General features: G+C 64.9%; 31 protein-coding genes and 2 pseudogenes. 9 read left to right on the plus strand and 24 right to left on the minus strand.

Annotated features, from left to right (window positions below):
- Window positions 1–3: 3 nt before the first annotated feature.
- The 17 genes and pseudogenes from KP010_RS03685 to KP010_RS03760 form a co-directional block, all read right to left on the minus strand.
- Window positions 4–1,233 (minus strand): phage major capsid protein, encoded by a 1,230-nt coding sequence (locus KP010_RS03685; RefSeq protein WP_216280433.1) that lies wholly within the window; start codon window positions 1,231–1,233, stop codon window positions 4–6.
- Window positions 1,234–1,345: 112 nt separating this feature from the next.
- A complete protein-coding gene (locus KP010_RS03690; protein ID WP_216280434.1) occupies window positions 1,346–2,032 on the minus strand; it encodes an HK97 family phage prohead protease in 687 nt (228 codons plus the stop codon).
- Window positions 2,032–2,205: a hypothetical protein gene (locus tag KP010_RS03695; protein ID WP_158271766.1), complete on the minus strand. Its 174-nt coding sequence runs from the start codon at window positions 2,203–2,205 to the stop codon at window positions 2,032–2,034. The genes KP010_RS03690 and KP010_RS03695 overlap by 1 nt, the downstream gene beginning before the upstream one ends.
- On the minus strand, window positions 2,206–2,391 hold the full coding sequence (locus KP010_RS03700; protein ID WP_108916298.1) for a hypothetical protein: 186 nt from the start codon (window positions 2,389–2,391) through the stop codon (window positions 2,206–2,208). It lies immediately after the preceding gene.
- A gap of 50 nt (window positions 2,392–2,441) precedes the next feature.
- A pseudogene (locus KP010_RS03705) lies at window positions 2,442–2,891 on the minus strand (phage portal protein); the annotation flags it as partial.
- Window positions 2,892–3,093: 202 nt separating this feature from the next.
- A complete protein-coding gene (locus KP010_RS03710; protein ID WP_142863480.1) occupies window positions 3,094–3,378 on the minus strand; it encodes a hypothetical protein in 285 nt (94 codons plus the stop codon).
- Between the two features lie 18 nt (window positions 3,379–3,396).
- Window positions 3,397–3,882, minus strand: coding sequence for an RNase A-like domain-containing protein (locus KP010_RS03715; protein WP_246659900.1), 486 nt, complete (start codon window positions 3,880–3,882; stop codon window positions 3,397–3,399).
- A 67-nt stretch (window positions 3,883–3,949) separates the two neighbouring features.
- Window positions 3,950–4,258, minus strand: coding sequence for a hypothetical protein (locus KP010_RS03720; protein WP_142863481.1), 309 nt, complete (start codon window positions 4,256–4,258; stop codon window positions 3,950–3,952).
- Window positions 4,259–4,267: 9 nt separating this feature from the next.
- Window positions 4,268–4,861: an RNase A-like domain-containing protein gene (locus KP010_RS22595; protein ID WP_246659903.1), complete on the minus strand. Its 594-nt coding sequence runs from the start codon at window positions 4,859–4,861 to the stop codon at window positions 4,268–4,270.
- Window positions 4,853–6,025, minus strand: a pseudogene (locus KP010_RS03725) (phage portal protein); the annotation flags it as partial. The pseudogene KP010_RS03725 and the gene KP010_RS22595, both read right to left, overlap by 9 nt.
- A gap of 174 nt (window positions 6,026–6,199) precedes the next feature.
- Entirely contained in the window at window positions 6,200–7,411 is a 1,212-nt protein-coding gene (locus KP010_RS03730; protein WP_142863482.1) for a hypothetical protein, read from the minus strand.
- Between the two features lie 4 nt (window positions 7,412–7,415).
- The gene (locus KP010_RS03735) at window positions 7,416–7,643 is read right to left on the minus strand and encodes a hypothetical protein (RefSeq protein ID WP_142863483.1); all 228 of its coding nucleotides are present in this window, start codon (window positions 7,641–7,643) and stop codon (window positions 7,416–7,418) included.
- A 172-nt stretch (window positions 7,644–7,815) separates the two neighbouring features.
- On the minus strand, window positions 7,816–9,096 hold the full coding sequence (locus KP010_RS03740; RefSeq protein WP_246659904.1) for a DNA-packaging protein: 1,281 nt from the start codon (window positions 9,094–9,096) through the stop codon (window positions 7,816–7,818).
- A gap of 1 nt (window position 9,097) precedes the next feature.
- A complete protein-coding gene (locus KP010_RS03745; RefSeq protein WP_142863485.1) occupies window positions 9,098–9,643 on the minus strand; it encodes a hypothetical protein in 546 nt (181 codons plus the stop codon).
- A 230-nt stretch (window positions 9,644–9,873) separates the two neighbouring features.
- The gene (locus KP010_RS03750) at window positions 9,874–10,041 is read right to left on the minus strand and encodes a hypothetical protein (protein WP_216280435.1); all 168 of its coding nucleotides are present in this window, start codon (window positions 10,039–10,041) and stop codon (window positions 9,874–9,876) included.
- A 56-nt stretch (window positions 10,042–10,097) separates the two neighbouring features.
- Window positions 10,098–10,352, minus strand: coding sequence for an addiction module antitoxin (locus tag KP010_RS03755; RefSeq protein ID WP_142863486.1), 255 nt, complete (start codon window positions 10,350–10,352; stop codon window positions 10,098–10,100).
- A gap of 58 nt (window positions 10,353–10,410) precedes the next feature.
- Window positions 10,411–10,908: a YcgN family cysteine cluster protein gene (locus KP010_RS03760; protein WP_142863487.1), complete on the minus strand. Its 498-nt coding sequence runs from the start codon at window positions 10,906–10,908 to the stop codon at window positions 10,411–10,413.
- A 140-nt stretch (window positions 10,909–11,048) separates the two neighbouring features.
- On the opposite strand from KP010_RS03760, the gene KP010_RS03765 reads away from it, so the two are divergent.
- From KP010_RS03765 to KP010_RS03780, 4 genes are all read left to right on the plus strand, one after another.
- Entirely contained in the window at window positions 11,049–13,241 is a 2,193-nt protein-coding gene (locus KP010_RS03765; RefSeq protein WP_142863488.1) for a transglycosylase domain-containing protein, read from the plus strand.
- A gap of 10 nt (window positions 13,242–13,251) precedes the next feature.
- Window positions 13,252–13,824: a DUF1214 domain-containing protein gene (locus KP010_RS03770; protein ID WP_142863489.1), complete on the plus strand. Its 573-nt coding sequence runs from the start codon at window positions 13,252–13,254 to the stop codon at window positions 13,822–13,824.
- Window positions 13,821–14,414 carry a hypothetical protein gene (locus KP010_RS03775; RefSeq protein ID WP_142863490.1) on the plus strand — a complete coding sequence of 198 codons (594 nt, stop codon included), beginning with the start codon at window positions 13,821–13,823 and terminating at the stop codon, window positions 14,412–14,414. The genes KP010_RS03770 and KP010_RS03775 overlap by 4 nt, the downstream gene beginning before the upstream one ends.
- A gap of 132 nt (window positions 14,415–14,546) precedes the next feature.
- Complete coding sequence (locus tag KP010_RS03780) at window positions 14,547–14,861, plus strand: hypothetical protein (protein WP_142863491.1); 315 nt, start codon at window positions 14,547–14,549, stop codon at window positions 14,859–14,861.
- A gap of 45 nt (window positions 14,862–14,906) precedes the next feature.
- Here the strand turns inward: KP010_RS03780 and KP010_RS03785 are convergent, their stop codons facing one another.
- Window positions 14,907–15,989, minus strand: coding sequence for an alkene reductase (locus KP010_RS03785; protein WP_142863492.1), 1,083 nt, complete (start codon window positions 15,987–15,989; stop codon window positions 14,907–14,909).
- A 157-nt stretch (window positions 15,990–16,146) separates the two neighbouring features.
- On the opposite strand from KP010_RS03785, the gene KP010_RS03790 reads away from it, so the two are divergent.
- Genes KP010_RS03790 through KP010_RS22600 form a run of 3 tightly spaced genes read left to right on the plus strand, consistent with a single transcriptional unit; the run spans window position 16,147 to window position 18,100 of the window.
- Window positions 16,147–17,070, plus strand: a complete 924-nt coding sequence (locus tag KP010_RS03790) for a polyprenyl synthetase family protein (RefSeq protein WP_244594598.1) — start codon at window positions 16,147–16,149, stop codon at window positions 17,068–17,070.
- Window positions 17,067–17,789 (plus strand): DUF1345 domain-containing protein, encoded by a 723-nt coding sequence (locus KP010_RS03795; protein ID WP_108916284.1) that lies wholly within the window; start codon window positions 17,067–17,069, stop codon window positions 17,787–17,789. Before KP010_RS03790 ends, KP010_RS03795 begins: the two co-directional genes overlap by 4 nt.
- The gene (locus KP010_RS22600; RefSeq protein WP_185966529.1) at window positions 17,786–18,100 is read left to right on the plus strand and encodes a plastocyanin/azurin family copper-binding protein; all 315 of its coding nucleotides are present in this window, start codon (window positions 17,786–17,788) and stop codon (window positions 18,098–18,100) included. Before KP010_RS03795 ends, KP010_RS22600 begins: the two co-directional genes overlap by 4 nt.
- A 64-nt stretch (window positions 18,101–18,164) precedes the next feature.
- On the opposite strand, the gene KP010_RS03805 is transcribed toward KP010_RS22600, so the two are convergent.
- The 6 genes from KP010_RS03805 to KP010_RS03830 all read right to left on the minus strand — a co-directional run bounded on the left by KP010_RS03805 (window position 18,165) and on the right by KP010_RS03830 (window position 25,159).
- Window positions 18,165–19,352: a methanobactin export MATE transporter MbnM gene (locus KP010_RS03805; protein ID WP_246659901.1), complete on the minus strand. Its 1,188-nt coding sequence runs from the start codon at window positions 19,350–19,352 to the stop codon at window positions 18,165–18,167.
- Window positions 19,349–20,326 (minus strand): MbnP family copper-binding protein, encoded by a 978-nt coding sequence (locus KP010_RS03810; protein ID WP_166141519.1) that lies wholly within the window; start codon window positions 20,324–20,326, stop codon window positions 19,349–19,351. The genes KP010_RS03805 and KP010_RS03810 overlap by 4 nt, the downstream gene beginning before the upstream one ends.
- Window positions 20,327–20,485: 159 nt before the next feature.
- Entirely contained in the window at window positions 20,486–23,014 is a 2,529-nt protein-coding gene (locus tag KP010_RS03815) for a TonB-dependent receptor (RefSeq protein WP_246659902.1), read from the minus strand.
- A gap of 110 nt (window positions 23,015–23,124) precedes the next feature.
- Window positions 23,125–24,042, minus strand: coding sequence for a FecR domain-containing protein (locus KP010_RS03820; RefSeq protein WP_142863496.1), 918 nt, complete (start codon window positions 24,040–24,042; stop codon window positions 23,125–23,127).
- 107 nt (window positions 24,043–24,149) lie between these two features.
- On the minus strand, window positions 24,150–24,650 hold the full coding sequence (locus tag KP010_RS03825) for an RNA polymerase sigma factor (RefSeq protein WP_142863497.1): 501 nt from the start codon (window positions 24,648–24,650) through the stop codon (window positions 24,150–24,152).
- A 119-nt stretch (window positions 24,651–24,769) separates the two neighbouring features.
- Window positions 24,770–25,159 carry a hypothetical protein gene (locus KP010_RS03830; RefSeq protein ID WP_142863498.1) on the minus strand — a complete coding sequence of 130 codons (390 nt, stop codon included), beginning with the start codon at window positions 25,157–25,159 and terminating at the stop codon, window positions 24,770–24,772.
- A 303-nt stretch (window positions 25,160–25,462) separates the two neighbouring features.
- Here KP010_RS03830 and KP010_RS03835 point away from each other — a divergent pair, with 303 nt between their 5' ends.
- A complete protein-coding gene (locus tag KP010_RS03835) occupies window positions 25,463–25,726 on the plus strand; it encodes a type II toxin-antitoxin system prevent-host-death family antitoxin (protein ID WP_142863499.1) in 264 nt (87 codons plus the stop codon).
- Entirely contained in the window at window positions 25,723–26,160 is a 438-nt protein-coding gene (locus tag KP010_RS03840) for a hypothetical protein (protein WP_142863500.1), read from the plus strand. The genes KP010_RS03835 and KP010_RS03840 overlap by 4 nt, the downstream gene beginning before the upstream one ends.
- Window positions 26,161–26,466: the final 306 nt, after the last annotated feature.

Raw genomic sequence — 26,466 nt, forward strand, 5'->3', positions numbered from 1 at the left:
CCCTCAGGCGGCGCCGAATTTCAAGAGCTTGATGGCCTCGAAATCCTGCACGCCTCCGCCGACGCGCTTCGTCGTATAAAAGAGCACATAGGGCTTGGCGGAATAAGGATCGCGCAGCACGCGCACGCCGAGCCGATCGACGACGAGATAGCCGCGCGCGAAATCGCCGAAAGCGACGGAGAGGCTATCGGCGCCGACATTCGGCATATCCTCGGCCTCGACCACCGGGAAATTCAGCAGCGACGCCGGCTGATCGAGCGTTGCGGGCGGCGCCCAGAGATATTCGCCGGTCGACGACTTGAATTTGCGAATCGTGGATTGGGTCTGACGATTGAGCACGAATTTGCCGTTCTGCCGATATCCGGCGCGCAGCGCATAGACGAGATTGAACAGAGCGTCCGACGGATTGCTCGCCGCGAAGCCGCCGGAGACGCCCGTCGCCACATAGCCGATATTGCCCGACGTCCAGCTGGCGTCCGCCACCGTCGTATAGGCGAGAAAGCCTTTCGGCTTATCGGTTCCATTGCCGCTCACGAAAGCCGCGCCTTCCTGCTCGGCGAAAACGGTCTGCACCTCCTCGGCGATCCATTGCTCCACATCGATGGCGGAATCGTCGAGCAATGTCTGCGTCGCCGCCGGCATAGCGTAGAGCTCCATCGCCGGAAAAGTGAGATCGACGATCTGCTGGCTGCTGGTCTGCGGTCGCGGATCGGCCTCCGCCACCCAGCCGGAGGCCGGGCCCTGTGTCGAATAGGCCTTGCGCAGCGAATGCGTCGAAATCTCGCGCACGCTGGCGATGGCGCGAATGGGCGAGAGGCGCGTGAGACGACGCAAAATCTCCTGCTCCGCCGGCGTCGGCACGAGATAGCCGCCATCGGGGCCGGAGCCCGCCGAAAGCGCCTTCGATTCGAGCGCCTTCAGGCCGACCGCTTCGCCGCTGCGCATATAGAGCGCGAATGCGGATTTGTGCTCGCGCGCCGGCGCGTCGTCACTCGACGACGCGGCGAGGCGCGGACGCGAGAGATCGAGCGCCACGCGATCGATGCGCCGCTTGGTCTCGTCGATCGCGCGATCGATTCGCTGCAATTTTTCTTCCGTGAGCGCATCGACGCCCATTCGCGTCTCGATCTGCGCGAGGCGCTCTTCATTCGTATCCTTGAAAGCGGTGAAGGCGCGATGGAGATCGGCGAGCGCCTCCTCGCCGGAGAGCGTCTTGGTTTCGAGAGACGACATTGAAGGGAACCTCTTCTTTCGGGCAGGAAGACGCGGGGATGCGCCGCGCAGAATGCGCGGGCAGTCCGGCGCCGAGTGGCAAAGCGAGGCGATTAGCGCGCGGCGATGGCGTTCAGACGGGCAGTGACGAGGCGTCGGCTGTCGCTCGGGGATGAGCGCCGGCTCGCACGGAGCGGCGCTCTAGCGCGAGCGCGGCGCGGCGCAGCGTCGTCTCGAAGCTCTGCGCGGCGCTCGACATGCGCAGGCGCGCGAGCTTTTGGGCGAACGCCGCAGCAGCATCGCGTGGCTCTGCGGCGGAAGGCGCGGCCGCGGCGCCGATACGCGCCTGCGGCAACGCAGGAAAGGTGACGATCGATATCTCGATGAGATCGAGCTCGAGCAATCGCCGTGCGCCGCTCTTGGGGTCATTCGCCGCACGCAGCGTGCGAAAGCCGATCGAAAGTCCGTCGAGCGCGCCGGCGCCGATCAGCGATAGCGCCTCGCGCGCCCGCGCAACGGAAAGATCGAGTCGACCGCGCACTTTGAGGCCGCGCGCGTCTTCGACGATCTCCGTCCAAACGCCGATCGGCTCCTCGGCGCGGTGCTGCCAGAGCAGCTTCACCCCTTCCGCGCCGCTTCGCTGCAAGCTCGCGGCGAAGGCGCCGCGCTCGACGATATCGCCGCAAGTGTCGCGCAGGCCGAAAAGACTCGCGTAGCCTTCGAATGCGCCATCGGCGCGGATCGCTGCGGGAAGCGGCGCGCGCTTCGTCTCGAGCCGAGGGCGCGCTATGTGAATGTCGCGCTTCAGTGCTCGGTCCATCAGGCTTTCTCCCGCGCCGCGCCGATTGCGGCAGGGCCGCCGCCATGAGGCGGCTCACGCAGGCGCTGCAATGCGCGCACGAAAGTCTTGAACACGATTTCGGGCTCGAGGCGCGGCGGCTTGCGCGGCGCGCGACGTTTCGCGAAGCGGAGAGGCAAGACGGACACACTCATTCAGTCGCTCCCATAACGGCGGTTGAAGCGCGCGAGCTCGCGCACGAAGGCGTCGAGCCGCCGCGTGGATCGTCCGAGCTCGCGCAAGGCGCGCAGCGCGAACAGAGTGGCGGCGCTCGCCCAGAGGAAGAGCGCGAGATGGGCGAGATCGCCGCGCTCGATGATCGAGGTGACGATCTCGGACATGGGGCGCCTTTCAGACGGGAAGACGCGCCGGCCACTCGCGCGAGCGATCGTTACGCCGGGATTCGTTCAAAGCTCGAACTTTTTGTCGATGCGGCGACGCTGAACGCGATGCGCTCCTTCGCGAGCGCATCGCGTTCAGCGTCGTAATCGAGACGGAAGGGCAAAAAGCCCGGCTGCGCCCAGGCGTGAAACGCCTTTTACAAGCGCTGCACGAGCGGAATGATCGTCTGGCGCCAGAAGGCGCGATTGGCTTCCTCGTAATTGCGGAATGTATTGTCGCCCGGCAGGCCGATCAGCAGCGGCGGCACGCCGAAGGCGAGCGCGATCTCCCGCGCGGCGGAGGCTTTCGTCTCGGAAACATCCATGTCCTTGGGCGAGAGCGACAGCGCCTTCCAATCGAGCCCGCCTTCCAGCAGCAGCGGACGCCCGGCGTTGACGGCGCCGGAGAAATTCTCCTCGAGTTCCTGGCGCAAGCGCTCGAATTTCTCGTCGGTGAGATGTCTGACCTGCACGAGGCCGCCGCCGCCGCTCCCGTCGCCGCTCGTCCACTGCCCGCCCTCGGGCGAACCGGCGGAAACGCGCGGCTGATCCGGCGAATATTTCGCGCGCTTGCCCATCGGGCCATAGCCCGCGGCCTCGCGCCGCTCGTCCCCGGTGAGGGCGCCGCGCGGCGCGCCGTCCGAGCGCTCCACACCGGGCCGTTCAATCACCCCGCAGTCGGCGCCGGACTTCTATCAACACAACGCGGTAATCGGCGTCTTTGGCGAAGCCCATTCTGGCGCCCGCACGAAACCAAATGTCGATCAACTCTCGATCGGAAAGCTCCTGACATAGCAGCCCGTCGATAAATCGCTCGGCGTCCTTCTTCTGGCGATCGTCGAGATGACCGATGGCATAGGCCACATAGTCCTGTCCTTCCGGGATATCTTCTTCGACTTCGAACATGAACCGCTCAGCCAGGTCCGAGAATGCTTCAGGAATGTTCATCCACGTCCCCTTTCGCGCTCATCGGCCTGATCTGCTGTCGACAGGAAAGGCGGTCCGCACCCGATAACCTCGATCGCTGGTCGGATCGGCATGAAGAACGACTCGGACACCGAACGTCCATCGAACGACCGGCTTCGACGTTCCGCTCTCCAAGAATGCCTCTTTTCCGGTTCGAAATCCGAATATTCTCTGCAGCGTCAACTCATCGCGTCGTCCTTCGGCGACAGAATCGACGCGATCCTTGTTCGTCTCTATCACTCGGTTCACGAGGTCATTTGCGGTTTCCCGAGAGTCGAACGAGCCCACCGCCGGCTCATAGGCGATCACGCCTATGAATGGTAGACCAATTCTAATTCGCTTGCTCTCCAAAGCAGCGATCAGGTCTACATCTTCTTTTCCGGCATGGTTGCGTATAGCGTGACCATAGCCTTCTTCCGCCAGCAGGTCGACGGAGTACCGAGCGTCATTGCTGTCCCCAACCAAGAGGGCGCCCACATCGCTCACGACGCCGGCGCGCGGAATGATCAGCGAAGCTCTCCCTTTGCACTCATCAGCCAGCGTTCGCCGAAAGCTATTCCGACTCGAGCGCCTCAAGCTTCGCTTCGAGTGCGGCGCGTATCCGGTTCAAAAAGCCATCTGCCGGGCTCGGCATGCCGAAGCCGCCGGATCCGGCGGGGCTCTTCGACCAAATGTCGATGAGCTGCTCGCGGCTATATTTTCCGCTCAACAATTCGTCGAGATAATCCTTCGCGATCCGCATCTGCTCGGGCGTCAACTCGGAGATGCTCCCACGTATCGCGCTGTCCAACGAGTTATGAAACAGAAATGTGTCTTGGTGAAAGGAGTTGGCGATAGCGTTGAAGGCGTCGGGGACCGTCATGTGCGCGCTCTATCGGTTGGCAGGGAAAGCGGATTGCACTCTATATCCGCGCGGCGATGTTACATCGTGCCTCAAGGCCACGGCAACGCCCCATGTGTCGCGAATTTCGGGCCGCCCCCGAACGCTTGGGACATAGGCTTCCTTACCTGTGGGCGAATTGAACCAGCCATTGATCCGTTTGGCTTCGGTCACGCCGAGTTCGCCGCTCGCAACGAGGTCGACAATTTCCTGATTTTGCGCGATCGTCGAATTAACGAGTTTTTGCGCTGCGTCGAGCGAAGGGAACGAACCGACACGCGGCGCGAGGTCGATCAAACCCAATTGAAAGCGCATGCTTTGGAGACGCCGTATCAAATACTCATCGCTCTTGCCGACATGTTCGCTGATGGCGTGTCCGCCATTCGCCTCCTCGTCCCGCAGATCGATGGAATCGGCGATCTGCGTAACGAGACCACCCGCATCACTCACGACGCCGGCGATCGTGTTCAGCGCGACCTGCGCGAGGTCGCCGCCGCTCCCGTCGCCGCTCGTCCATTGCCCGCCCTCGGGCGAGCCTGCGGAAACGCGCGGCTGATCCCGCGAATATTTCGCGTGGCCGCCCATCGGGCCGTAGCCCGCCGCCTCGCGCTGCTCGTCGACTGTGAGGAAGGCGGCGCCGCCGATGCGGCTCCACTCCAGCGCGCGCTCTTTCGCTAGCGCATCGATGCGGTCGGCGTCGTAATCGAGGCGGAAGGGCGCAAAGCCCGGCTGCGCCCAGGCGTGGAACGCCTTCTGCAGGCGCCGCACGAGCGGAATGATCGTCTGGCGCCAGAAGGCGCGATTGGCTTCCTCGTAATTGCGGAATGTATTGTCGCCCGGCAGGCCGATCAGCAGCGGCGGCACGCCGAAGGCGAGCGCGATCTCCCGCGCGGCGGAGGCTTTCGTCTCGGAAAAATCCATGTCTTTGGGCGAGAGCGACAGCGCCTTCCAATCGAGCCCGCCTTCCAGCAGCAGCGGGCGGCCGGCGTTGACGGCGCCGGAGAAATTCTCCTCGAGTTCCTGCTTCAAGCGCTCGAATTGCTCGTCGGTCAAATGCGCGCCGTCCGGTCCCGCATAGACCAGCGCGCCGGAAGGCCGCGCGCTATTGTCGAGCAGCGCCTTGTTCCAGAAGCTCGCGGCGTTGTGCGTGTCGAGCGCCGTCTGCGCGGCGGCGAGCGGCGCGAAGCCATAAATGTCGTCGAGCGGATTGAACAGACGAATATGCAGGATCGGCTCTATGCCGCGCCCCTGCGTCTCATAGCGCACGCCCTCGCCGCCGGCGGAATAGACATAGGCCGCGGGCCAGCCATTGCGTCCGGCGACGACGCTCATGCGGTCCGGGCGCAGGCAATAGGCCTCGCGCAGCAGACCGTCGACGAAAGCGCCTTCCACATAGGCGTTTCCATAGAGCAGAAGATTGGAGACGAGCGCCTCGATGAAGGAGACGCTCGTGTCGCTCGGGTTCGGCCGCTCGATCAGTCGCAGCAGCGGATGCTCGGGACTTTCGACGCGCCCTTCATAGGCGAGCCAGGGAATGGAGGCGCAGCCTTCCGCCACCATGCGCACGGCGCGATAGCAAACGGCGTTGCGCTCATAGCCCGCGCGAGTGAGCGCGACATTATTGCGTGCGGTCCATTGCGGCGCGCCGATGGAATGCAGTGTGAGCGTAGCGGCGGCGCGCGAGGCCTTTTCTTCGCGCGCGCGAGCGGAGGCGCTCGCGCCGAACAGGCGTGAGAGGAAATTGGCCATGACGATGTCCGATCGATCGGCTCGGGAAATTTCGACGCGACGAGAGCGCGCCGGCGGCGCAATTCGAGCGCGTCGCGAGGCGAACCCCCTCGCGACGCGCTCGCACCCGCCCTGGCGAAAAAACGGGTCTGGACGTCGCGATCGAGATGCGAGAGGGGCGTCGCGCTCCTCGCGTCAGCCCTCGCGCCAGATCGAGCCGTCGGAGAACACCTTGCCGCCGCGCGAGCCGCCGCCGACCGCCGCCGCGCCATAGGCGAAGGCCGCGCCGTCGAGATCGGTCGCGAATGCGCAGGCGCCGGCGCCGATCGTCGCCGCGGACGGCAACGCCGCGACTGCAAAGCTCGGCAGCTTCGGCGGCGCGAGGAAGTCGAATGTCGTCCCATCGCTCTGGACGACGTCGGCGGAGCCGAGCGTGCTGGAGCGCGAGATTTTGAATTTATCGCCGTCAGAATTGTCGATTCCCGTCGACCAGTCGACGACGCCGGCGACCGTATAGCGCGTGAACGGGTCGCCGGAGCCGGCTCCTGCCGTCTGCAACTGCTTCACCGCATGAGCGGTCGCGGTCGCATTCTGTTGCTCGAGCAGCTCGCAGGCCTCGAGCGTCGAGTTGAACTGATGCTTCAATCCCCACACTTTGCCGGTGATAGGGTAGCCGTTCAGCAGCCATGCGGCGGTCATCGGCTGCTGCGCGACGAAGCTGTACAGGACAGCGCCCGTCGCAGGCGACGACAGCGCCGATATTTTGATCGGGCCTTCGATCTGATAGACGTTGTCGCCGTCGTAATAGGGAAGAGCGCGGACGCCGCCGCCGTTCTTGATCTGATACATGAACGGCGCATCATTGTAGCCGACCGTCACGAACACATCGGTCCAGTGCCAGTTCGCCTTTCCGCCCGGCCCCGCATCGAGCAGCATGATCATGCTGTCGTCGTGCCGGCTCCATCGCATCCTGTCGGTCAGAAAGCCATGGGCGATATACGACCCGTCATGCGCGCAGCCGACCGTGATCGGCCGGAGGACCTGATCGCCGAGCGTCGTCATCGCGAGATGAAATTCGCTCTGGAACGGATTTTGCCCAGGGCCGAGCCGGAACTTCGACTCGAGATGCAGATACCACGCAGGCTCGCCCGAAAGAATTCGCGCTCCGCCGGGATTGGTGTTCCAACCCCAGATCAGATCGTGAATCCAATATGTGCGCGGGTCGACGGAGCCGGGGCCGTCGTCCACCTGCGCGGCGTAATAGTGCAGGCGATAAGGAGGCGCGCCAGCTTCGACATTGTCCAAGCCGATGTCCATCAGCTTCTGGGGGTTGTTCGCCGCCACGACGATGCGGTCCTCCGCGGCGAAATCGATCTTTCCCGAAAAGGGATTCAGTCGCCAAGCCATGTCGTCAGCTCCGCGTCACGGTGAGGAGATTGCCGGAAGCGTCATAGGTCATCGTCAGCGTGCCGATGATCGTTCCGCCCGAGCCGCCGATCTTATAGACCGCCTGCGTCAGATTCGTTCCAGAGTAGGTGTTTTCCAGATAATCCCATTGGCCGGGCCAATCGACGGTGGAGACGACATCGGCATAGCTCCCGTCTCCCAGATCTTTGAGTTTCTTGACAGCGTCAGTCATGATTTTTCTCCATGAACGAGAGGGCGAAATCAATGGTCGAGCGAAGCGGGCGATGCCGCCTCGCCGCGACGCAAAGCGAAAGGGCTTCGACATTCGAGGAAGAGGCCCCCTCCGCTCGGCGAGCGGGGGAAGGAATGCGGCGACTTACGCGTTCGATAAAGTGAATTCAGACTTATACTCGCCGCATACGCGGCGCGGCCGCGCGCGGCGTCAAGGCCAGCGCGGTCACCGCCCACACCAGCGCATCCAGACGATCGGGACTGCGTCCCGACGATAGTCCGTTCGTTCCGAAATCGCACATTTCGTCTTCCAGCGCCGCAAAGGCGCCGACATGGCGCACGCGGCCCTGCTCATAGAGCTGTGCGACCGGCGCCGCGCGCAAATATTTGCCGCGCGTCGCGCGCACATCCTTGATCGCGACGGAAGGATCGGCCTCGTGAATGACGGCCCGCACCATTTCGCCGCCTTGATTGACTTCCGCGATCAACACATCGGCCTCGAGCCGATGATAGAGCGCCGCCGCGACGCGCGCCCATTGCGCCGGCCTCGCGGCTTCGAGCGAAGCATCCTCGAGCACATGCACGACGCCGCGCGCTACGCCCGCCGCGACGATGCCGCAGCGATCGGCGCGCTTGCCAGATGAAGCGGGCGGATCGACGGCGACGACGATGCGCTCCATCGGCGGCGCCTCGACAATGCGCGCCGCCTCCAGCATATCGCGCGACCACAGAGCGTCGGCGCGCTCTTCGACAATGTCGCCGTCGAGCTCCTGACGTCCCAATCGCGTGCCGGCATATTGCGCGACGACGCTCTCGAGAAAGGATGGCGCGAGATTGGCGGCGTTCTGCCGCGTCGTCGCGCGCGTGGTCACGACACGGCCTTCGCTCAGCAGGCGCTTCAGCAAAGGAATGGGGCGCGGCGTGGTGGTGACGAGCTGGCGCGGCCATTCGCCCAATCTCAGCCCGAATTGCAGCATGTCCCAGCTCTCCTCGGCATAGCGCCATTTCGCCAGCTCGTCGCACCAGGCGGCGGAAAATTGCGGGCCGCGCAAACTCTCGGGATCTTCGGCCGAGAAAGCCTGCGCGACGACGCCATTGTCGAAAGTGAGCCGCTTGCGCGATGGCTCCCACAAGGGCCGCTCGCTACGCGGATGCGCCGCGAGAATTCCAGAGACGCCTTCGATCATCACATCGCGCACATGCGCGGCGCTCTCGCCGACGAGCGCGATCGGCGACAAGGGCCGCGTCGCAAATTGGGGCCGGCCGCGCGCGATGGCGCGCACCCATTCGGCGCCGGCGCGCGTCTTGCCGGCGCCGCGTCCGCCCAATATCAGCCAGACCCGCCAAGGCTCGCCCCCCGGCGCCAGCAAGGGCGGCCATTGATCCTCGCGCGCGCAAAACTCCCAATCGGCGAGCAGCGTTTCGAGCTCGCGCGCGGAAAATCCGTCGATCAGCTCATCGAGCCGGCCCTTCGCCGCACATGCGCTCGAGCCGGCGAGCAAGCTCCTCGCGGAGTTCGGCCAATCGGCGGGGAGGCTCGTCGTCGAAAGCGTCTCGATCACGCCCGTCCTCCGCTCGCGCCGCGCCGGCGTCGCGATTCATCCGCTTCAATTCCGCCAAGCTGCGCACCAGGCTGGCGAGCACGCGCGCGCTCGTCTCCATGGTCTTGGGCGCCGCTTTGGCGCCGCATGTCGCGAGCGCCGTTTCGGCGCGCAGAAACTCGCGCTCCACCGCCTCCTCCAGCCGCGCGATGAGGCTGCGCGACTCTCTCGGCGGCGGCGCGACGCTCCGTCGCTCCGGCGCGGGGGGCGCTGCGGCGCTCTTGCGCTTGATCGGCGACGGCCGCAGCGGCCATCCCTCTCTTTCACGAAAGCTGCGGAACGCGCTCTCGCTCATGCCGAGCATCGCGCACACCTCCGTGATCGGCGTAACGCCCGCGTCATAGAGCAGCTTCGCCTGTGTGACGATGTCACACGAGCGCGCGTCCGACTTTTGCGCCATGCATCGGCCTCCATTGGACGAAAGCCCCGGACCGCGAGCCTTCAGGCTCGCTTTCGGCTGTTTACGTAAGAGATCGGGGGAAGCCGCGCGCTATGTCTCGGAAAGAGCGATCCTGAAGGCGCGCGGTCCAGTCTCGGGCGAAGCCCCTCGCCCCGAGCGCAATTCTGGAGCATGGGATTTGTCTATAGGACCATCGTCCCGCTGTCAAGGAATAAATTCATAACACCGTCTCAGGCGCGGAAGTCGTCGCGAAAACGGTCGATCTGGTGCATACGTTCGTGCAGGATCGTCACAATGCCGACGTCACCGTTCGACAGCCTTCGCCAATAGACGACATGCCGCTCATATCGAAAGAAAAACCCGTCCACGCCGAACTCCGCCGGAACCGGCCGCGACATCTCTCGATGCGTCTCGATCCGGTCGAAGGCCTCGAACAGACCGCGCGACCAATCGGTCAGCTCCGGTTTCGTGCGATCACATCGGCCGCGGTCAGCGGCGCGTAGGTCGCCTCCGGCGCGGCGAAGGCATGGGCGAGCTCGGCTTTCAAGCGCTCGAAGGCCGCTGTCTCCGCGCGCTCCTTGTCGCGGCGGATCAGATCGCGAATATATTCGCTGACATTCTCATAGGCGCCGTTCTCGCCCACATTCGCGGCGATGAAATCGCTCAACGCGCCGCTCACGCGAACGGTCATCGTCGTGGGTTTGGACATGTGGCCGCCCTCTCGAATTTCCGCAATATAATCAAATCGAAGACGTCGCAAGCAGGCCTCACGCCGCCCGCCCCTTCTTGCGCCGCGGCCAGCGCTTGGGCCACAGCACGATGAAATTGGGAAGATCGTCGGTCTCCACCTCCTGCTCGCGGGCCGCCACGCGGCCGCGCACGGAGACGCCGGCAGCGTGGACGCTGGCCGGATCGCCGGTCAAGAGCGGGTGCCATTCGGGGAGCGGCTTGCCTTCGGCGCGCAGGCGATAGGCGCAGGTCGGCGGCAGCCAGGCGATCCCGGCGAGCGCCTTCAGGGTGAGGCGCACGCAATCGGGCACTTTGGTCTGGCGGCCGGCGTAGTCGCGGCAACGTCCGGTGTCGCCGTCCAACAGGTCGCAGCCGACGCTCGTATGATAGATTTCCCCACTATCTTCATCCTCGAGCTTGACCAGGCAGCAGCGCCCGCACCCGTCGCAGAGCTTCTCCCATTGCGGCCGCGTCAATTCGTCCAAGGGCCTCATCCAGAACGGTTCGCCCGCCTCTTTTTCGGTCTTCGTCGCCATACTCTGTCTTCGACCCTCGTCTGCGGCGCAGCGCGCGCTCTATTCATCCTGCCGGCCGGCCATCGTCAAGGCGGCTCGAGGAGTGCTATCATCCGCCCCCGGTTCGCATGACGCCCGGAGGGCCCAAGGGAGCGGCGCAATTGCTCGAGACTATTCGATCCTCGCGCTTATACAAGCGGGCCGCAAGGCTGCTGCTGGCGCTCGACGCCTATATCGACTCGAGCCTCTTCGATTCGAGCCGCGGCGCGCGCGAGGCCTATGAGAATTTCTCCGCCTTCATGAACCGATTCCAGATGCGCGGCCTGCGCCGGGCGGCGGTGGAATTGGGCTGCGAGTCGCTGACGCTCGCGCTCGGCGGCGGCATTGTCGCGCTGGCGCTGTCTGTCTCCGCCATGCGCATGACCAGCGACGACTGGCTCAAGAAGCAGGACCTCTCGATCACTTTTCTCGATCGCTATGGCGCGGTCGCCGGACAGCGCGGCATCAAGCATGACGACGCCGTGCCGCTCGATCAATATCCCGACTATGTGATCAAGGCGGTGCTGGCGACCGAAGATCGCCGCTTCTACGAGCATTTCGGCATAGACATCATCGGCACGGGACGCGCGCTCACCGTGAATGCGCGCTCTTCGGGAGTGGTGCAGGGCGGCTCCTCCATCACGCAGCAGCTCGCAAAAAACGTCTTCCTCTCCAATGAGCGCACCATCACCCGCAAGATCAACGAGGCCTTTCTCGCGCTCTGGCTCGAGCAGCGCCTCGCCAAGCAGGAGATTTTGAAGCTCTATCTCGACCGCGTCTATATGGGCGGCGGCGCCTTCGGCATTCAGGCGGCGGCGGAATTCTATTTCGGCAAATCGGTGCGCGACGTGTCGCTGTCGGAGGCCGCCATGCTCGCGGGCCTCTTCAAGGCGCCGACCAAATACGCCCCGCATGTCAATCTTCCCGCGGCGCGCGCCCGCGCCAATGACGTGCTCGACAATCTCGTCGACGCCGGCTTCATGACGCAGAGCCAGATCGTCGCCGCGCAGCGCAATCCGGCGACGCCCATCGAGCGCAAGCGCGACCAGAGCCCGGATTGGTATCTCGACTTCGCCTTCAAGGAGGCGCAGCGCCTCGCCGAGGCCGGCAAGTTCGGCGATGACCGCGTGCTGACGATCCGCACCGCGCTCGATCCCAATGTGCAGAAACGCGCCGACGAAGTGGTGGAGGAGAATCTGCGCGAGAGCGGCCGCGCCTATCGCGCCAAGCAGAGCGCCTCCGCCTTCATGGAGCTCGACGGCGCCGTGCGCGCCATCGTCGGCGGGCGCGACTATGGCGCGAGCCAGTTCAATCGCGCGACGGAGGCGGCGCGCCAGCCCGGCTCCTCCTTCAAGCCCTATGTCTATCTCACCGCGCTGATGAGCAATAAATTCAAGCCGACGACGGTCGTCACCGACCGCCCGACCTGCATCGGCAATTATTGCGTCCACAATTACAGCGGCGGTTACGCCGGCTCGCTGCCGCTGTCATTGGCGCTCGCCAAATCGCTCAACACCATCGCCATTCAATTGTCGATCGCGATCGGCAATGGCGATTCGCGCGCCGGCCGCGCCAAGATCATCGACACATGCCGCAAGCTCGGCATCACCACGCCGCTCGAGGATACGCCCTCTCTGCCCGTCGGGCAGAGCGATGTGATCCTGCTCGAACATGCCGCCGGCTACGCCGCTTTCGCCAATGGCGGCAAGAAGACGACGCCCTACGCCACCGTGGAGGCGCGCAACAGTCGCGGCGAGATTCTCTATCAGCATGATCGCGACGCGCCGCCGCAGGAGCAGGTCGTGCCTTTCGAGAAAGTCGCCGAGCTCGACACGATGATGAAGCGCGTGATCGACGAAGGCACGGGCGGGCGCGCCAATCTCGGCCCGGGCGTCGACGTGATCGGCAAGACCGGCACCACCAACGGCTATAAAGACGCCTGGTTCTGCGGCTTTACCGGCAATTTGGGCGGCTGCGTGTGGTATGGAAACGACGACAATGAGGGTATGGCGAATATGACCGGCGGCACATTGCCGGCGAAGACATGGCGCGACATCATGGCCTATGCGCATCAAGGCATAGCCATCAAGCCGATCCGCGGCCTCGCTTCGCCGGCGACGCTCGCGGCGGCGGCGGCCGCTCAGCCCAAGACGTTGGAGCTCGGCGCGCCGGCGCGTCCCGCGGCGCTGTCGCGCGGCGCGCTGGAGGCGCTCGGCCAGATCGAGTCCAAGATGAAACTCGACGATCCGAAGCGTTCCGTCCCCGGCTCGTCGTCGCAGACGTCCCCCACCGACAAGCGCGCCGATCGGCGCTGACGGATTTCGCATGATCAATTATGTGCGGGCCTTCGCCGTGATGATCGCGGGTCTTCTGCTCGGCTTTGCGATCACCGCCGTTTCGCTCGGGCTCGGCCGCGGCTTCGGCGCGGTGCATGTCGGGCCCTGGACCGCTTGGCCACGCCACGGCGGCTCCGATATCGATCCTTATGCGCGCGCCGTGCTGGCGCGCTCGGGCGAGGCGCCGCTCGGCCATGGTCAAGGCCTCGCCTTTTTCGCTGATACGGATTCGAACGGCGCGCCGCTCGATGGACGCTGCGATTACCGCCTCTCCGACTCGACGCCGACGGCGCGCTTCTGGACGCTCGGCGCGACCAGCGCCGCGGGGCGGCTCATCGACAATCCCGCCGGTCGCCACGCCTTCACCTCGAGCGAAATTTTGCGTCGCGAGGGCGGCGCCTTCGCGATCGAGATCGGCCCGCAGGCGCGTCCGGGCAATTGGCTGCCCGTAGCGAAAGAACCTTTCACGCTGGTGCTGCGCCTCTATGACACGCCGCTCGACATCGAAGCGGCGCCCGACCCTGCGACATTTCCGAAGATCGTGAAGCTGCATTGCGCATGAAAACATCTCGCACCTATCTCGACTGGCTGCCCTGGGCGCTCGCGACCGTCTGCGTCGCGGGCTCCGTTCACATCGTCTCCGTGCTGCTGATGCCGGAGCTCGCGCCGCGCAACGCCTATGCGCGCCTCGCCGCGGCGGCGCAGAGCGCCGAGACGACGCCCAATGGCGTCGCTCTGCTGCCGCGCGCCGCGCCTGGCGCGGAAGTCATGCCTTTCGAAGATTCCGCTTTCGTCGACGGCGTCTGTCTCTTCGATCTCTCCAAAGGGATGATGCGCGTGCGCGCCGACGCCGATCCCGAGGAATTGATCGCTCTCTCCTTTCATGCGCGCACCGGCCGCGTTTTTCATTCCGCGACCGATCGCTCCGCGATCAAAGGCAAGATCGACGTGCTGGTCGGCGACGCGCGCCAGATCGAAGCGGTGGAAGGAGAAGACGAGGAAGCGCCGCCGAGCCAAGTGCATGTGACGGCGCCTTCGATGCGCGGCTTCGTGCTCATGCGCTCGCTGGCCAAGCGCGCGAGCGATCGTGATCGCGCCGAGCAGCGTCTGCGTTCCGTTTCCTGTGAAACCGTCGCCGCGCCGGAGAGCTGACTCGCTCGTGAGAGCCGATTTGCTCGCGGGCCTGCGGAAAGTTCGTAGGGGAATAGGACGAAGCGCCGCATTGAGATTCTCGCGGGAACGACCACTTCGTAAAGGGAGGCCGACGATAGCGAGGGCGACGCCATGCGAAAGATCATTCCCCTATTGGCGGCGGCGCTGCTGACCGCGACGACGATCGCGCCGGCGCTCGCCGAAACCACAGTGGAGACCAAGCCCGTCGCTCCCGAGCAGCAGGGCGGCGGAGGCCATGAGGGCTGCTGCAAGATGATGCATGAGATGCGTCAGATGCATGAGCAGATGATGATGGACCACATGAAATCCATGCATCGGATGCATCAGGGAAATGGCGCGGATCATGGCGACGGCGGTCATGGCGCAGACGGTCATGGCGCCGATCATGGCCCGGATCATGGCGGCGGCCAGGAGAAGGCCCAATAGCGCCATCGGGCTCGTTTCCCCATGAGGAGAAACGAGCCCTGCCGCTCACGCGGTCAGCGTCGGATAATCCGTATATCCCTTTGCGCCCGCCGCATAGATCGTCTCGCGATCGACCTCCGCGAGCGGCGCGCGGCGGCGCAGGCGCTCGACGAGATCGGGATTGGCGATGAACGGCCGGCCGAAAGCGATGAGATCGGCGCGCCCGCTCGCGAGCGTCTCCTCGGCGAGCTCCAGCGTATAGGCGTTATTGGCGATATAGGCGCCGGGAAAGCTCTTGCGCAGAGCGAGATAATCGAAAGGCGCGACATCGCGCGGCCCTTGCGTCGCGCCTTCGATAACGTGAAGGAAGCCGAGCTTCTTCTCCGCCAGCTTCTCCACGAAATAGCCGAAGACCGTCTGCGGATCGCTGTCCGCCATGTCGTGCGCCGGGCTCACCGGCGAGATGCGAACGCCGACGCGCGAAGGCTCCCAAATCTCCAGCACGGCGTCCGCGACCTCGAGGCCGAAGCGGGCGCGATTTTGCGGCGATCCGCCATAGGCGTCGGTCCGCTCATTGGAGCCGTCGCGCAAGAATTCGTCGATCAGATAGCCATTGGCGCAATGAATCTCGACGCCGTCGAAACCCGCCTCCTTCGCATTGCGCGCGGCTTTGCGATAATCGTCGACGATCCCTGGGATTTCGTCCAGCCCCAGCGCCCGCGGCGCGGAGCAATCGACAAAGCCCGTCTCGATCGCCACCTGCTTCGTCGTAGCGATGGCGGAGGGCGCGACCGGCGCGCCGCCGCCGGGCTGCAACGAGACATGCGACACGCGCCCGACATGCCACAATTGCAGCACGATATGGCCGCCGGCCCCATGAACGGCGTCCGTCACCTCGCGCCAGCCGGCGATCTGCTCGGGCGAATAGATTCCCGGGGTGAAGGCGTAGCCCTGCCCCTGCCGGGAAATCTGCGAGGCCTCGGCGATGATGAGGCCGGCCGAGGCGCGCTGGCGGTAATGCTCGGCCATCAGCGCATTGGCGGCGTTGGTCCCATGTGTGGCGCGACGGCGCGTCAGCGGCGCCATGACGATGCGATTGGCCAGCGAAAGATCACCGAGACGAAAAGGTTCGAATAAAGAAACGCTCATATCTGCCGTATCCTCGTGGTCTCTCGCCCCTGCGCGGGCCGTTCCCCGACCGCTCCCCCTAGCGCTCCCCCACTTGGGGATTGATCGCAAATTTGTTAGGTCGGGACCAGATGGAATGATTTTCTCGGGAAAGGGCCCCATGATCGGCGACGCAGCTATGACCGAAGACGCAGACTTCCGCCGCCGCCTCGACGAGGCCGCCGGCGCGACCGAGTCCACGCTCGCCACGCTGCTCGGCGCAGAGCCGCTTCCCGGCGAAATCGCCCGACCGGCGCGGCTGCTCGAGGCGATGCGCTATGTCGCGCTCGGCGGCGGCAAGCGGCTGCGGCCCTTTTTGGCGCTCGAATCCGCCCGGCTCTTCGGCGTCGAGGGCGAGAGCGCGCGCCGCGCGGCGGCGGCGATCGAGATGATCCATTGCTATTCGCTCGCCCATGACGATCTCCCCGCCATGGACGACGACGATCTGCGCCGCGGCCGCCCGACCGCGCACAAGGCCTTCGACGAGGCGACCGCCATTCTCGCCGGCGACGGCCTGCTGACTTACGCCTTCGACGTCCTCGCCGATCCGGCGACCCACGCCGATGCGCAAATCCGCGCCCGCCTCGTCCTGGCGCTGGCGCGCGCCTCCGGGCTCGGCGGCATGGTCGGCGGCCAGGCGCTGGACCTCGAAGCCGAAAAAGCCTCGAGCCCGCTCTCGCAGGAGGAGACGCTCCGCCTGCAAGCGATGAAGACCGGCGCGCTCTTGCGGATCTCGGTGGATTTCGGCGCCATTCTGGGCGGCGCCTCGGCGCCCGTGGCCGCGGCGCTCGGCCGCTATGGCGACGCGCTCGGCGCCGCCTTCCAGATCGCCGACGATATTTTGGACGCCGAGGGCGACGAGGCCGCTCTCGGCAAGCGCGCCGGCAAGGACGCCGAGCGCAACAAGGCGACGCTGATCGGCCTGCTCGGCCTCGACAAGGCGCGCGAGCGGCGCGACGCTCTGGTGGAAGCCGCCATAGAAGCGCTCGGCGAGACCGGGCTCGGCGCAGCGACCGGCGTGCTCGCAGAGGCCGCCCGCTTCGTCGCGTTGCGCAGCAATTGAGCGGCGCGCTGAACCTCTCCGGCGAGACGAACGGTCCTCGCCGCCGCCGCCCGCTGCTGTGGCGCGTCGCCAAAGCGCGCGCCCGGCTTTTTTTCTGCGTTCTCGCGGGAACCGCCGTCGGTCTCCTATTGCCGGGGAGCTGGCGGGAAGTCACCCGCGCGCTCGTCGGCTGGGACGTATTCGTCACTCTCTATTTGCTGCTCTCGGCCGAGCTGATGGCTCGCTCGACGCCGATCTCCATGCGTCGCCGCGCGCAATTGCAGGACGAGGGCCGGCTGGTCATTCTGGTGATGACCATCGCCACCGCCTGCGCCTCCATAGGCGCGATCGTCGCCGAGCTCGGCCCGGTCAAAAATCTCGAGGGATTTTCAAAGCACGCGCATATTTCCCTCGCCGTGCTGACCGTCGTGCTCTCCTGGCTGTTCGTGCATCTGACCTTCGCGCTCCATTATGCGCATGAATATTATTTCGAGCGCGCCAGCGCGCCGGACCGACCGTCCGAGCTGCGCGGCGGGCTGATCTTTCCGGGCGCGCAGCAGCCAGGCTATATGGATTTTCTCTATTTCGCTTATGTGATCGGCGTCGCCTCGCAGACGGCGGACGTCTCGATCTCTTCCGCGACGATGCGCGCCGTGGCGCTCGTTCACGGCGTATTGGCCTTTTTCTTCAATACGGCCGTTCTGGCGCTCACCGTCAATATCGCTGCGGGCTTCGTGTGAGAACGCGCGCTCTTCTCGCCGCTTCGGCTCTCTCGTTCGGCCCTTCCGTCGCGGCCGAGGTGCGGATCGAAAATTTCGCATTCACGCCCGCGCATCTCACCGTCAAAGCCGGCGATACGATCGTCTTCGTCAATCGCGATCAAGCGCCCCATTCGATCATCGGCGCAATGGGCAAGGAAGAAATCTTCCATTCGCCCGAGCAAATGGACGAGGACGAGAGCTTCCGCGTCACGCTGCCGCGCCCCGGCGAAGTATCCTTTCGCTGCGGGCTGCATTCTCATATGAGCGGAACGATCTCCGTCATTCCCTGAGACCCGTTCCCTGCGCGCGCCATCGAAACGAAAACGCGAGTCGCCGATTGGCGACTCGCGGAAATTATTTCTTCGCCGCCTGCGCCTTCCACGGATCGGAGAAACGCGGAGAGGTCAGCAGGCTCTCGTCGGTCAGCGCCTTCAAAAAGGCGAGCAGATCGGCCTTCTCCTGCGGCGAAAGATCGATCTTGACGATCAGCGGGCTCTTCAGCGGATTGAGCGCGCCGTCGCCCTTGGCCGGCCCCGTCTCGATCTTGCGTCCGCCGCGCGCGTAGATATCGATGACCTCTTCGAGCGTCGCCACCGTCCCGTCATGCATATAGGGCGCGGTCATCGCTATGTTGCGCAGGCTCGGCGCGCGGAACTTGCCCATATCGTCCGGGTCCTGCGTCACGTCATAGAGGCCGCGATTGGGCTCTGGATAGGCGCCTTTGCCGTCTATGTCGTAGAGGCCCGTATTGTGGAAAGGCGTTTCCGCCTCGCGCGTCTTGGCGTGCACGAATTGATCGTCGAGATCGACGCTGCCATGGCAGTGATGACACTCCGCCTTCTCGCCGAAATAAAGATCGTGCCCGCGCTGCTCCGCCTCCGTGAGCTTGATCTTGCCTTGCAGATATTGGTCGTAGCGGCTGTCGAAGGAGACGACGCCGCGCTGAAACGCCGAGATCGCCTTGATGATCGTTTCGAAAGAGATTTGCTCGGCCGGCTTCTTTTCCGGAAAAGCGGCGGCGAACCATTTCACATAATCCGCATCATTGCGGAAGCGCGCGACGATTTCCGCCTTATTGGCGTCATTGACGCCCATCTCGATCGGCCGCTCGCCATAGAGCGGATTCTCCATCTGGCGCTCCAGCGTCACCAGCGCCGGATTGGCCCAGGTGAGCGTCGCGCGCCAGCCGGAATTGACGATGGACGGCGCATTGCGCGGCGTCTTGTCGCCGGTGGAGCCGACGCTGACGACGCGCCCGTCGGTGAAGGCGCGCTCCTGCAAATGGCAGGAGGAGCAGGAGATCGTCGCATTGCCGGAGACGCGCTTGTCGAAGAACAAGCGCCGTCCGAGCTGAAACTTCTCCTCCGACATGGGATTGTCGGCGGGGACGCGCGGCGGCGGAATATATTTGGGAAGCTCCCATTTCCATTCCGTCTGCTCGGCCGCTGTCCGCTTGTCGGCCGCCTGTTTGGCCGGCTCGGCCGAGGCGGCGAAGGCCGCCGCGACGGCGAGCATCAGTCCGAAGAACGGCGCCCCCCTCATTGCTTCGCGCCCACGACTTTCGCCGCCGTCGCGCCGACTTTGAAAATCGGCGAGACGCCGGGCTTGGTCTGCTTGCCGGCGTCGCCGGCGCCCGCGGCGCTGTCGCCGAGATTGAGGCCGAGCGCAGAGAAAACAGCCGGACATTCGGGATCGTCGAGCGCGCTCATGCAGCCGACCGCGCCGCCCTTGTCGGCGACGATGTCGGAATTCTCGAGGAGCTTGGAGAGATCGAATTCGACGCGCTGCGTCTTGGGGTCGAAACGATCGAGCGCGACGGTGAAGCGGTTCTCATGCGCGCAAGCGACGATCTCGCCGGTCGCCGGATTGCCCTTGCAGGCGGTCGAGCCGATATGCACCATCCAGCTGCGCGTCTTGGAGCCGTCCGCCTTGATGACCGGCGTCGCCGGATCGACCTCGAAAGTGACGAAGCGGCGGCCGGCCTGCCAGTTCCACGCCATGCCGACCACATCGAGCGGCGGCGCCGCAGTCTCGACATTGGAATGATTGATCGAGACCGGCTTGCCGTCGACGATCGTCTCCACCGGCGCGCCGACCGAGAATTCGAGGCCGACATAAGAGCCCGCCGGCGCTTTGCCGACGATGGTCGTATTCTTGGCCGGATTGCCCTGCGTGCAGGGACTATTGCCGCCGCGCGCATCCTTGAAGTCGAGCAGAGCGACATCGCCATATTGCCATTCGCTCTGATCCAGAGCCACCGGCGTGCGCTTGCCCTTGGCGTCGATCAGCTTGAAGCCGTAGACATAAAGGCGCGCTTCGTGGAGCTTGGCGGAAAGATGGCCGGTTCCCAGATTGGCGAGCGGAGCGCCGCAGCCGACCTCCTTGCCGTCGTTCACCAGCGCGAAAGAGATGGAAACCGGCTTCGCCTCGCCGGAGGCGGCGAGAGCCGACCCGGAAACAACGCAAAAATAGCCGGCCGCCGCGGCCGCAAATCCGATATATCGCAATTTCCGCATCTCGACTTCCTCCGCTCTTCGGCCGGGCGTTCCGCCGTCCGCAAAAATTTTCGAGGGCGCCGCCTATCTTATAAGACGCGCGAAAAGGCGAAAAGGAACCTCGGGACGAAAGATTTTTTTTGCAGCGAGCATGAATCTCCCGTCCCCGGCGCCCTCCGATCAGAACTCCACGCGCAGCGAACCGAGGAAGGTGCGCGGCGCCCCGGTCATGATCGTCGTGCGGCTGCCCGCCGAAGGGTAATAGACCGTGTCGGTGATGTTCTTGACGTTCAATTGCGCGGTGACGTTGAAACCTGCGATCTTCGTCGTGTAGGCGATCATGCCGTTGAGCAGCGCATAGCTCGGCAGGACGAAGGAATTCGCCGGGTCGCCGAGCTGGTCCGAGCTCACATTGACTCCTCCCGCGACGCTCAATCCGCGCAAATCGCCGTCGGCGTCATATTTGACCCACAGATTGCCATAGTTGCGCGGGCTGCCCGGCAGAATGCTGCCGGCAACCGCGATCTGGCGATTATAAGCGGTGACGGGATCGGTGGCGGTGCCGATGATGGTTCGCACATCATTATGGGTGTAATTGGCGATGACGCTCCAATTGTCGTCGATGCGCCCGGTCAGATCGAGCTCGAAGCCCTGGCTGCGCGCCTTGCCGATGGTGAGCGTGTTGGCCGCATTGCTCGGGTCCGTCACCGGGACGTTGGTCTTGGTGATGTCGAAATAGGCCATTGTGAGCAGCAGCCGCTTGTCGAAGAATTCGGCCTTGAGGCCGCCTTCGAATTGCTCGCCTCTCTGCGGCTGCAAGGTCAGACCTTGCGTCGTGACCTGGTTCGCGCCCAGCGACTGCGTGAAATTGCCATAGACCGACAACCAGGGCCAAGGCTGATAGAGGACCGCGACTCGCGGGCTGAAGCCTTTGTCGTAGCTCGCCCAATAGGTCGCGTTCGCGAGTGCGGCGGAGGTGCGGTAGCGGCTCTGCCATGTCTCCGCCCAGTCGTATCGCCCGCCGAGCAGCACATGAACCGTGTCGTCGAGGAAGGAGATCGTGTCCTGCGCATAGACGCCGGTCCATTTCTGCCCGAGGACGGTGTATGTCTGCGCCTGGGCGAGATTCTCGAACTGCCAATAGTTGGGCGCGTAGATGTTGACCGAACTGCCGAGAACGGACAGGCCCGCATACATCGGCGTGAAATAGTTGAAATAATCGAAGCCGGCCAGGATCGAATGCTCGAGCGGGCCAGTCGTGAACTTTCCCTTCAGATCGAGATTCGTCGCGAAATTCTTATCGGTGTAGCCCGGGAGATACGTCAGAAAGCGAGAGAGAACGCCAGTCGCCTGATTGAATCCGAACGGGAATCCATTATTGGTCTGATATCCCGCATTGGAGTAGCTGAGACGGTTCGTCAGGCTCCATCCCGGCAGGAAATCATAAGTCCAGTCAAAGGCGATGCGCTTCTTGTCCATATTGTCGGGAAATCGCGCGGTGATGAAGGCCGGCGAGAGATAGCGGCTGCGCGGAATATTGGCCGGGCCTCCGGCGACGGCCGGATAGATCGGATAATCGTCGACCCAGGTTCTATTGTCGTATTCGAAATCGATGTTCATCCGGAACTGTTCGATCGGATGCAGCGTGATCGTCGGCGCCAGAAAGACGTTGCGATCGTTGATGACGTCACGATAGGAGCCGGAGCGGAAGAATTCGCCGTTGAAACGATAGAGTATGGATTTGTCGTCCGTGACGGGCCCGGTCGCGTCGACGATCGTGCGCGTCAGCCCGTAGGAGCCGATCTGCTGCTCCACCGAATAATAGGGCGTCTCCAGCGGGCGCTTGACCACCATATTGACGAGACCGCCCGGCTCCATACGGCCGAAGAGCATGGCCGCCGGGCCTTTCACGACGTCGAGCGACTGCAGATTGGTCGTATCGAAATGCCGAAAGCGAAACTCCAGCAATCCGTTCTTGAAGGTGTTGGCCTGGAAGCCGCGAACCTTGACCACATTGTCGAAAAAATTCGGCGTGAGAGTGACGCCGCTGACATTGGAGACGAGAGCGTCTCTGAAAGTGATCGCTTGCTGGTCATCCATCGTCTGACGCGTCACGGCCTGAATGGACATTGGCGTCTGCATCAGCGGAGCATCGGTCTTCAAGGTCGTCGGCGCGGTCGCGCTGGGCCTGTATCCGGTCGATCTGTCTCCCGGCCCCTGCGCGCCCGCCGCCGCGGGCTTCACCTTCCCCCTGTCGGCGCCGATGTCGATCGCCGGCAGCGACTCCGCACCGATCGCGTCATTCGTCACGCCGCGATCGTTCTGCGCCAGTATGATCGACACGGTCTTGCCCTTGGCGGCGAAGCGCCACGACAATCCCGTTCCCGACAGCAGACGGTCGAGCCCTTCGTCCACCGCGAAATCGCCGTCGAGCCCCACCGTCTTCAATCGCCCGGTGACGTCGGCGTCATAGAGAATCTGCAAGCCGTTGAGATCGGCGAAGGCGTTCAACGCGCCCGGCAGCGGGCCGGAAGGGATGCGATAGTTCTGCACGAGGCCGGAGCGCTCCTGCGGCGAAATAGCCGCCTGCGCCGGCGAGTCCGAAACTCCCGAACCCAGCGTCAGAGCGCCGATTGCGGCGATCGCCAGCGTCGAACCCATCTTTGCTTCGCCCGCTCCGAAACCCTCGCGCTTTTCCCGACCCGCCATCTCGCCGCCTCTTCCGTGCCGGGGACGGTTTTCGTCCCCCTGTGTCGGGCCTCCACGCGGCAGACGGCGAAAAAGGAGGTCGGCGCGAAAAAATATTTCTCGCGCCGCGGCTATTCGCGCACGATCGTCAGATATTTGGTGACATGGGTCGCATGGAGGCCGAGCGACGTCTCGATCTCGTCGAGCGCGGCGATCGGGTCCTGGGCGTTGAACACACCGGTCACGCGCCGCGCCTTCAAGGCGGGATCGGCAAAAAAGACGAAGCCGCGATGATAGCGGCCGAGCGCGCGCACCACCTCGCCGAGCGGCCGATTTTCGAACATGAGCTTGCCGCGCCGCCAGGCGGTGGCGCGCGCGAGATCGACGGGCTCGGGCGCCTCGGCCGCCTCGCCCGGCCCATAGGCGCTCTGCCGCCCCTCTTCGACCGTGACCGCGCCGCCGCCGCCGGCGACGCGCACGCTATGGCTGGTCACAGTCACGCGCGCGCGGCCGTTCTCTATGGCGACGTCGAAAGCCGTGCCCAACGCGGTCGCGGTTCCGCCCGCCGCCTCGACGACGAAAGGCCGCGCCGGATCGGGCGCGACATCGAACCAGGCCTCGCCCGCGATCAGCGTCACCCGCCGCTCGCTCTGGGTAAAGTGAAGAGCCACGGCGCTGAGCGAATCGAGTTCCATGCGGGAGCCGTCGGCGAGCGTCGCCTGCCGCGTCTCGCCCGCGCCGGTGAGGACATCCGCCGTGAGCCGCAGCGCGATCTCATCGGCGAAGAACAGCGCCAGAAGAGCGAGGCCCGCCGCCGCGCCCGCCTTGCGCCGCCGGCGCTTCGTCTTGCGCTGGGGCCCTGCGCCCGGCCAGCGCGGAGCCATGAAATCGCCGAGCGCGGCGAGCGTCTCATAGGCGGCGCGATGGGCGTCGTCCGCGGCGAGCCAGGCCTCGAAGGCGGCCTGCTCCTTGCGCGAGAGCGTCGTCTCGTTTCGCCGCAGCCACCAGTCGATCGCCGCCTCGCGAATGGCGGATTTCGTCTTCGACATCACCTCACCCGTCGCAGAGCCGCGCCGACGCCCGAGGCGAGCGAGCGGCGGCCTGCCCCGAACACCACGCGCGAGCCGAGGAAAAAGGAGGTCGCTCGCGCAAAAATCTACTCCAGCGCCGCCCAGCAGCGCGCCATGGCGAGCCGCATGTGCTTTTGCGCCATATTGCGCGAAACGCCCAGCCGCTCGGCGATCTCGCCGAGGCCGAGCCCCTCGCGCATATAGAGGAGAAAAACGTCGCGGCAGCGCGGCGGCAGGGCGTCGACGGCCTCGCGCAGCAAGCGCCATTTCTCCTCGGCCTCGAGGCGGGCGTCGGGCATGGCGCCGGTCGCGACGGCCATTTCGGCGTCGGCGTCGAAAGCGACATATCTGGCCTCGGTGCGGCGGCGGCGGGCGTGATCGCGCGCCAGATTGACGGCGATGCGCTGCAGCAGCGAGGGCGGATCGGCCGCCAGCTCGAAACGCTCGCTCCGCAATGCGCGCACAAAAGTCTCCTGCAGCAGATCGGAGGCGTCCTCGCGCCCGACGCGGCGCGCGAAATAGCCGATGAGCTCGCGCCGGCTGCGCAGAAACAAACGATCGAAGAATCGCGATTTCTCATCCGACATCGACTATGTCCGGCGAGGGCCGACGCGCCCCGGGAACGGTCGCGCATCGGCGAGAAATTGGCGAGGCCGCGCGGGCGAAGGCGCGGATGATGGCGAGACGGGCGGCGCCTTGCGCCGGATCAGCCGAGAAAGGGCGGCGCTCGCGACGACCAGGGACGAGCCGGCGCGGGACCATGCGCGCCGCGCTCGGCCGCGACGCCGAGCGTCATCGTCTCGCCGGGAGAGACGGGAAGCAGCATGGAGAGGACGGCGCCGATCAGCGGCGCGAGGCTCGCCGTTCCGAGCGCGCAGCATTGCGGATGCAGCGGGCAATGCGGCCCCGGCGCCTCGCCCGGATGCGCAGCGCCGCCGCAATCGGCGGAGGCGAGCGCGAGGCCCGGCGGGGCGTGATGCGCATGGGCGGGGCCGATCGCGGCGAAGAGCAGAAGCGCTTGCAGCAAGGCCGCGAGAACGGCGATCGGAACGATCGTCGCTCGCCACGAAAAATCTCTGCCGCGCAAACCCGCCATAGGGAACGATCCGGCGCCGCGCGATCGATCGGCGAGGGCCGACGAAAAACCGCGTGCGAGGGATTCCTAGAACGCGGCGTTACGGCAAGTCAACGGGCGAGGGTTCGGGTCGGGTGAGCGAGAAGCGACGCCCGGAGAGGCGTTTAACCCGTCTGTCGGCCTGCTGCGCCAGGCGAGGCCGGAGCAATTTCATCGGCGGGTTCGATCGGTCGCGCCCCGAAGAAACGCTGCCAGGAAAAACTTGCCTTCTCCGTGATCACTCCCATAATACGACTGATACGCAACATTCGAGTCATGCATCAAATGAAAGTCTCGACCGCCGAATTCATCAAGAACTACGGCACGCTGGCGGACAAGGCCCTCTCGGAGCCGGTCACCATCACCAAGAACGGCCGCGACAGGCTGGTGATGATTTCCGCCGAGGAATATTCGCGGCTCAAACGCCGCGATCGGCGCGTGGTCAAGCTGGAAGAGTTCACGGCGGAAGAGATCGCCCTCATCGCCCAGGCGGAGGTCCCGCCCGGTCATGAGCGCCTCGATGAGGAGCTGAAAGACTGGCGGCCGTGAATTGGCCAGCTCCGCAGCCGGGTCTGGTGATCCGCTATTCATATCTGTGGGAGAGAGAGGCCCGCGAGGGTCGGGAAGAAGGGGTGAAGGATCGCCCCTGCGCGATCATCCTCGCGCTGCTTCGCGAGAATGACGCGCCGATCGTGCGCGTCCTACCGATCACCCACGCCGCGCCGGCCGATCCGGCCGACGGATTCGAAATTCCGCTCGCCACCAAGCGACGCCTCGGGCTGGATTCGGACCGCTCTTGGGTGGTGTTGACGGAGGCCAATGATTTCATCTGGCCGGGGCCGGACCTGCGCCCGGCCGTCAGCGGCGATCCGTCCAGCGTCGCCTACGGCATGTTGCCGCCCGGATTCATGACGGCGCTGCGCGCGCGGCTGATCGCGCGGTGGCGGGCAGGACCCGTTCGGCTCGTCGGGCGGACGGAATGACGGCCGCGCCCGGCGCAATTCGGCCCGAATTGTCCCAGCGGCCGGAGCGGATAGCCGGAAAGCGGGACCCTATAGCGGACACAATCGCGGAACATTCTGCGCCGAATATTCCGCTTCGACCTGCGCTCGCGAAAGACCTGCGCTCGCGAAAGATCGGCCTCATGCCGCGATCGTTCATGCTGCTTTCGATTTTCCTATCGTGCGCCGCTCGAGCCGCCGAAGCGCATTCGCCCTATTTCTCGGCTGCGGAAACGATCACATTGCGCCGGCGTCCCGATTCTCGCTCGAGGGATCGCATCGATGATG

The organism is Methylosinus sp. KRF6 (assembly GCF_018887255.1).
Taxonomy (GTDB): Bacteria; Pseudomonadota; Alphaproteobacteria; order Rhizobiales; family Beijerinckiaceae; genus Methylosinus; species Methylosinus sporium.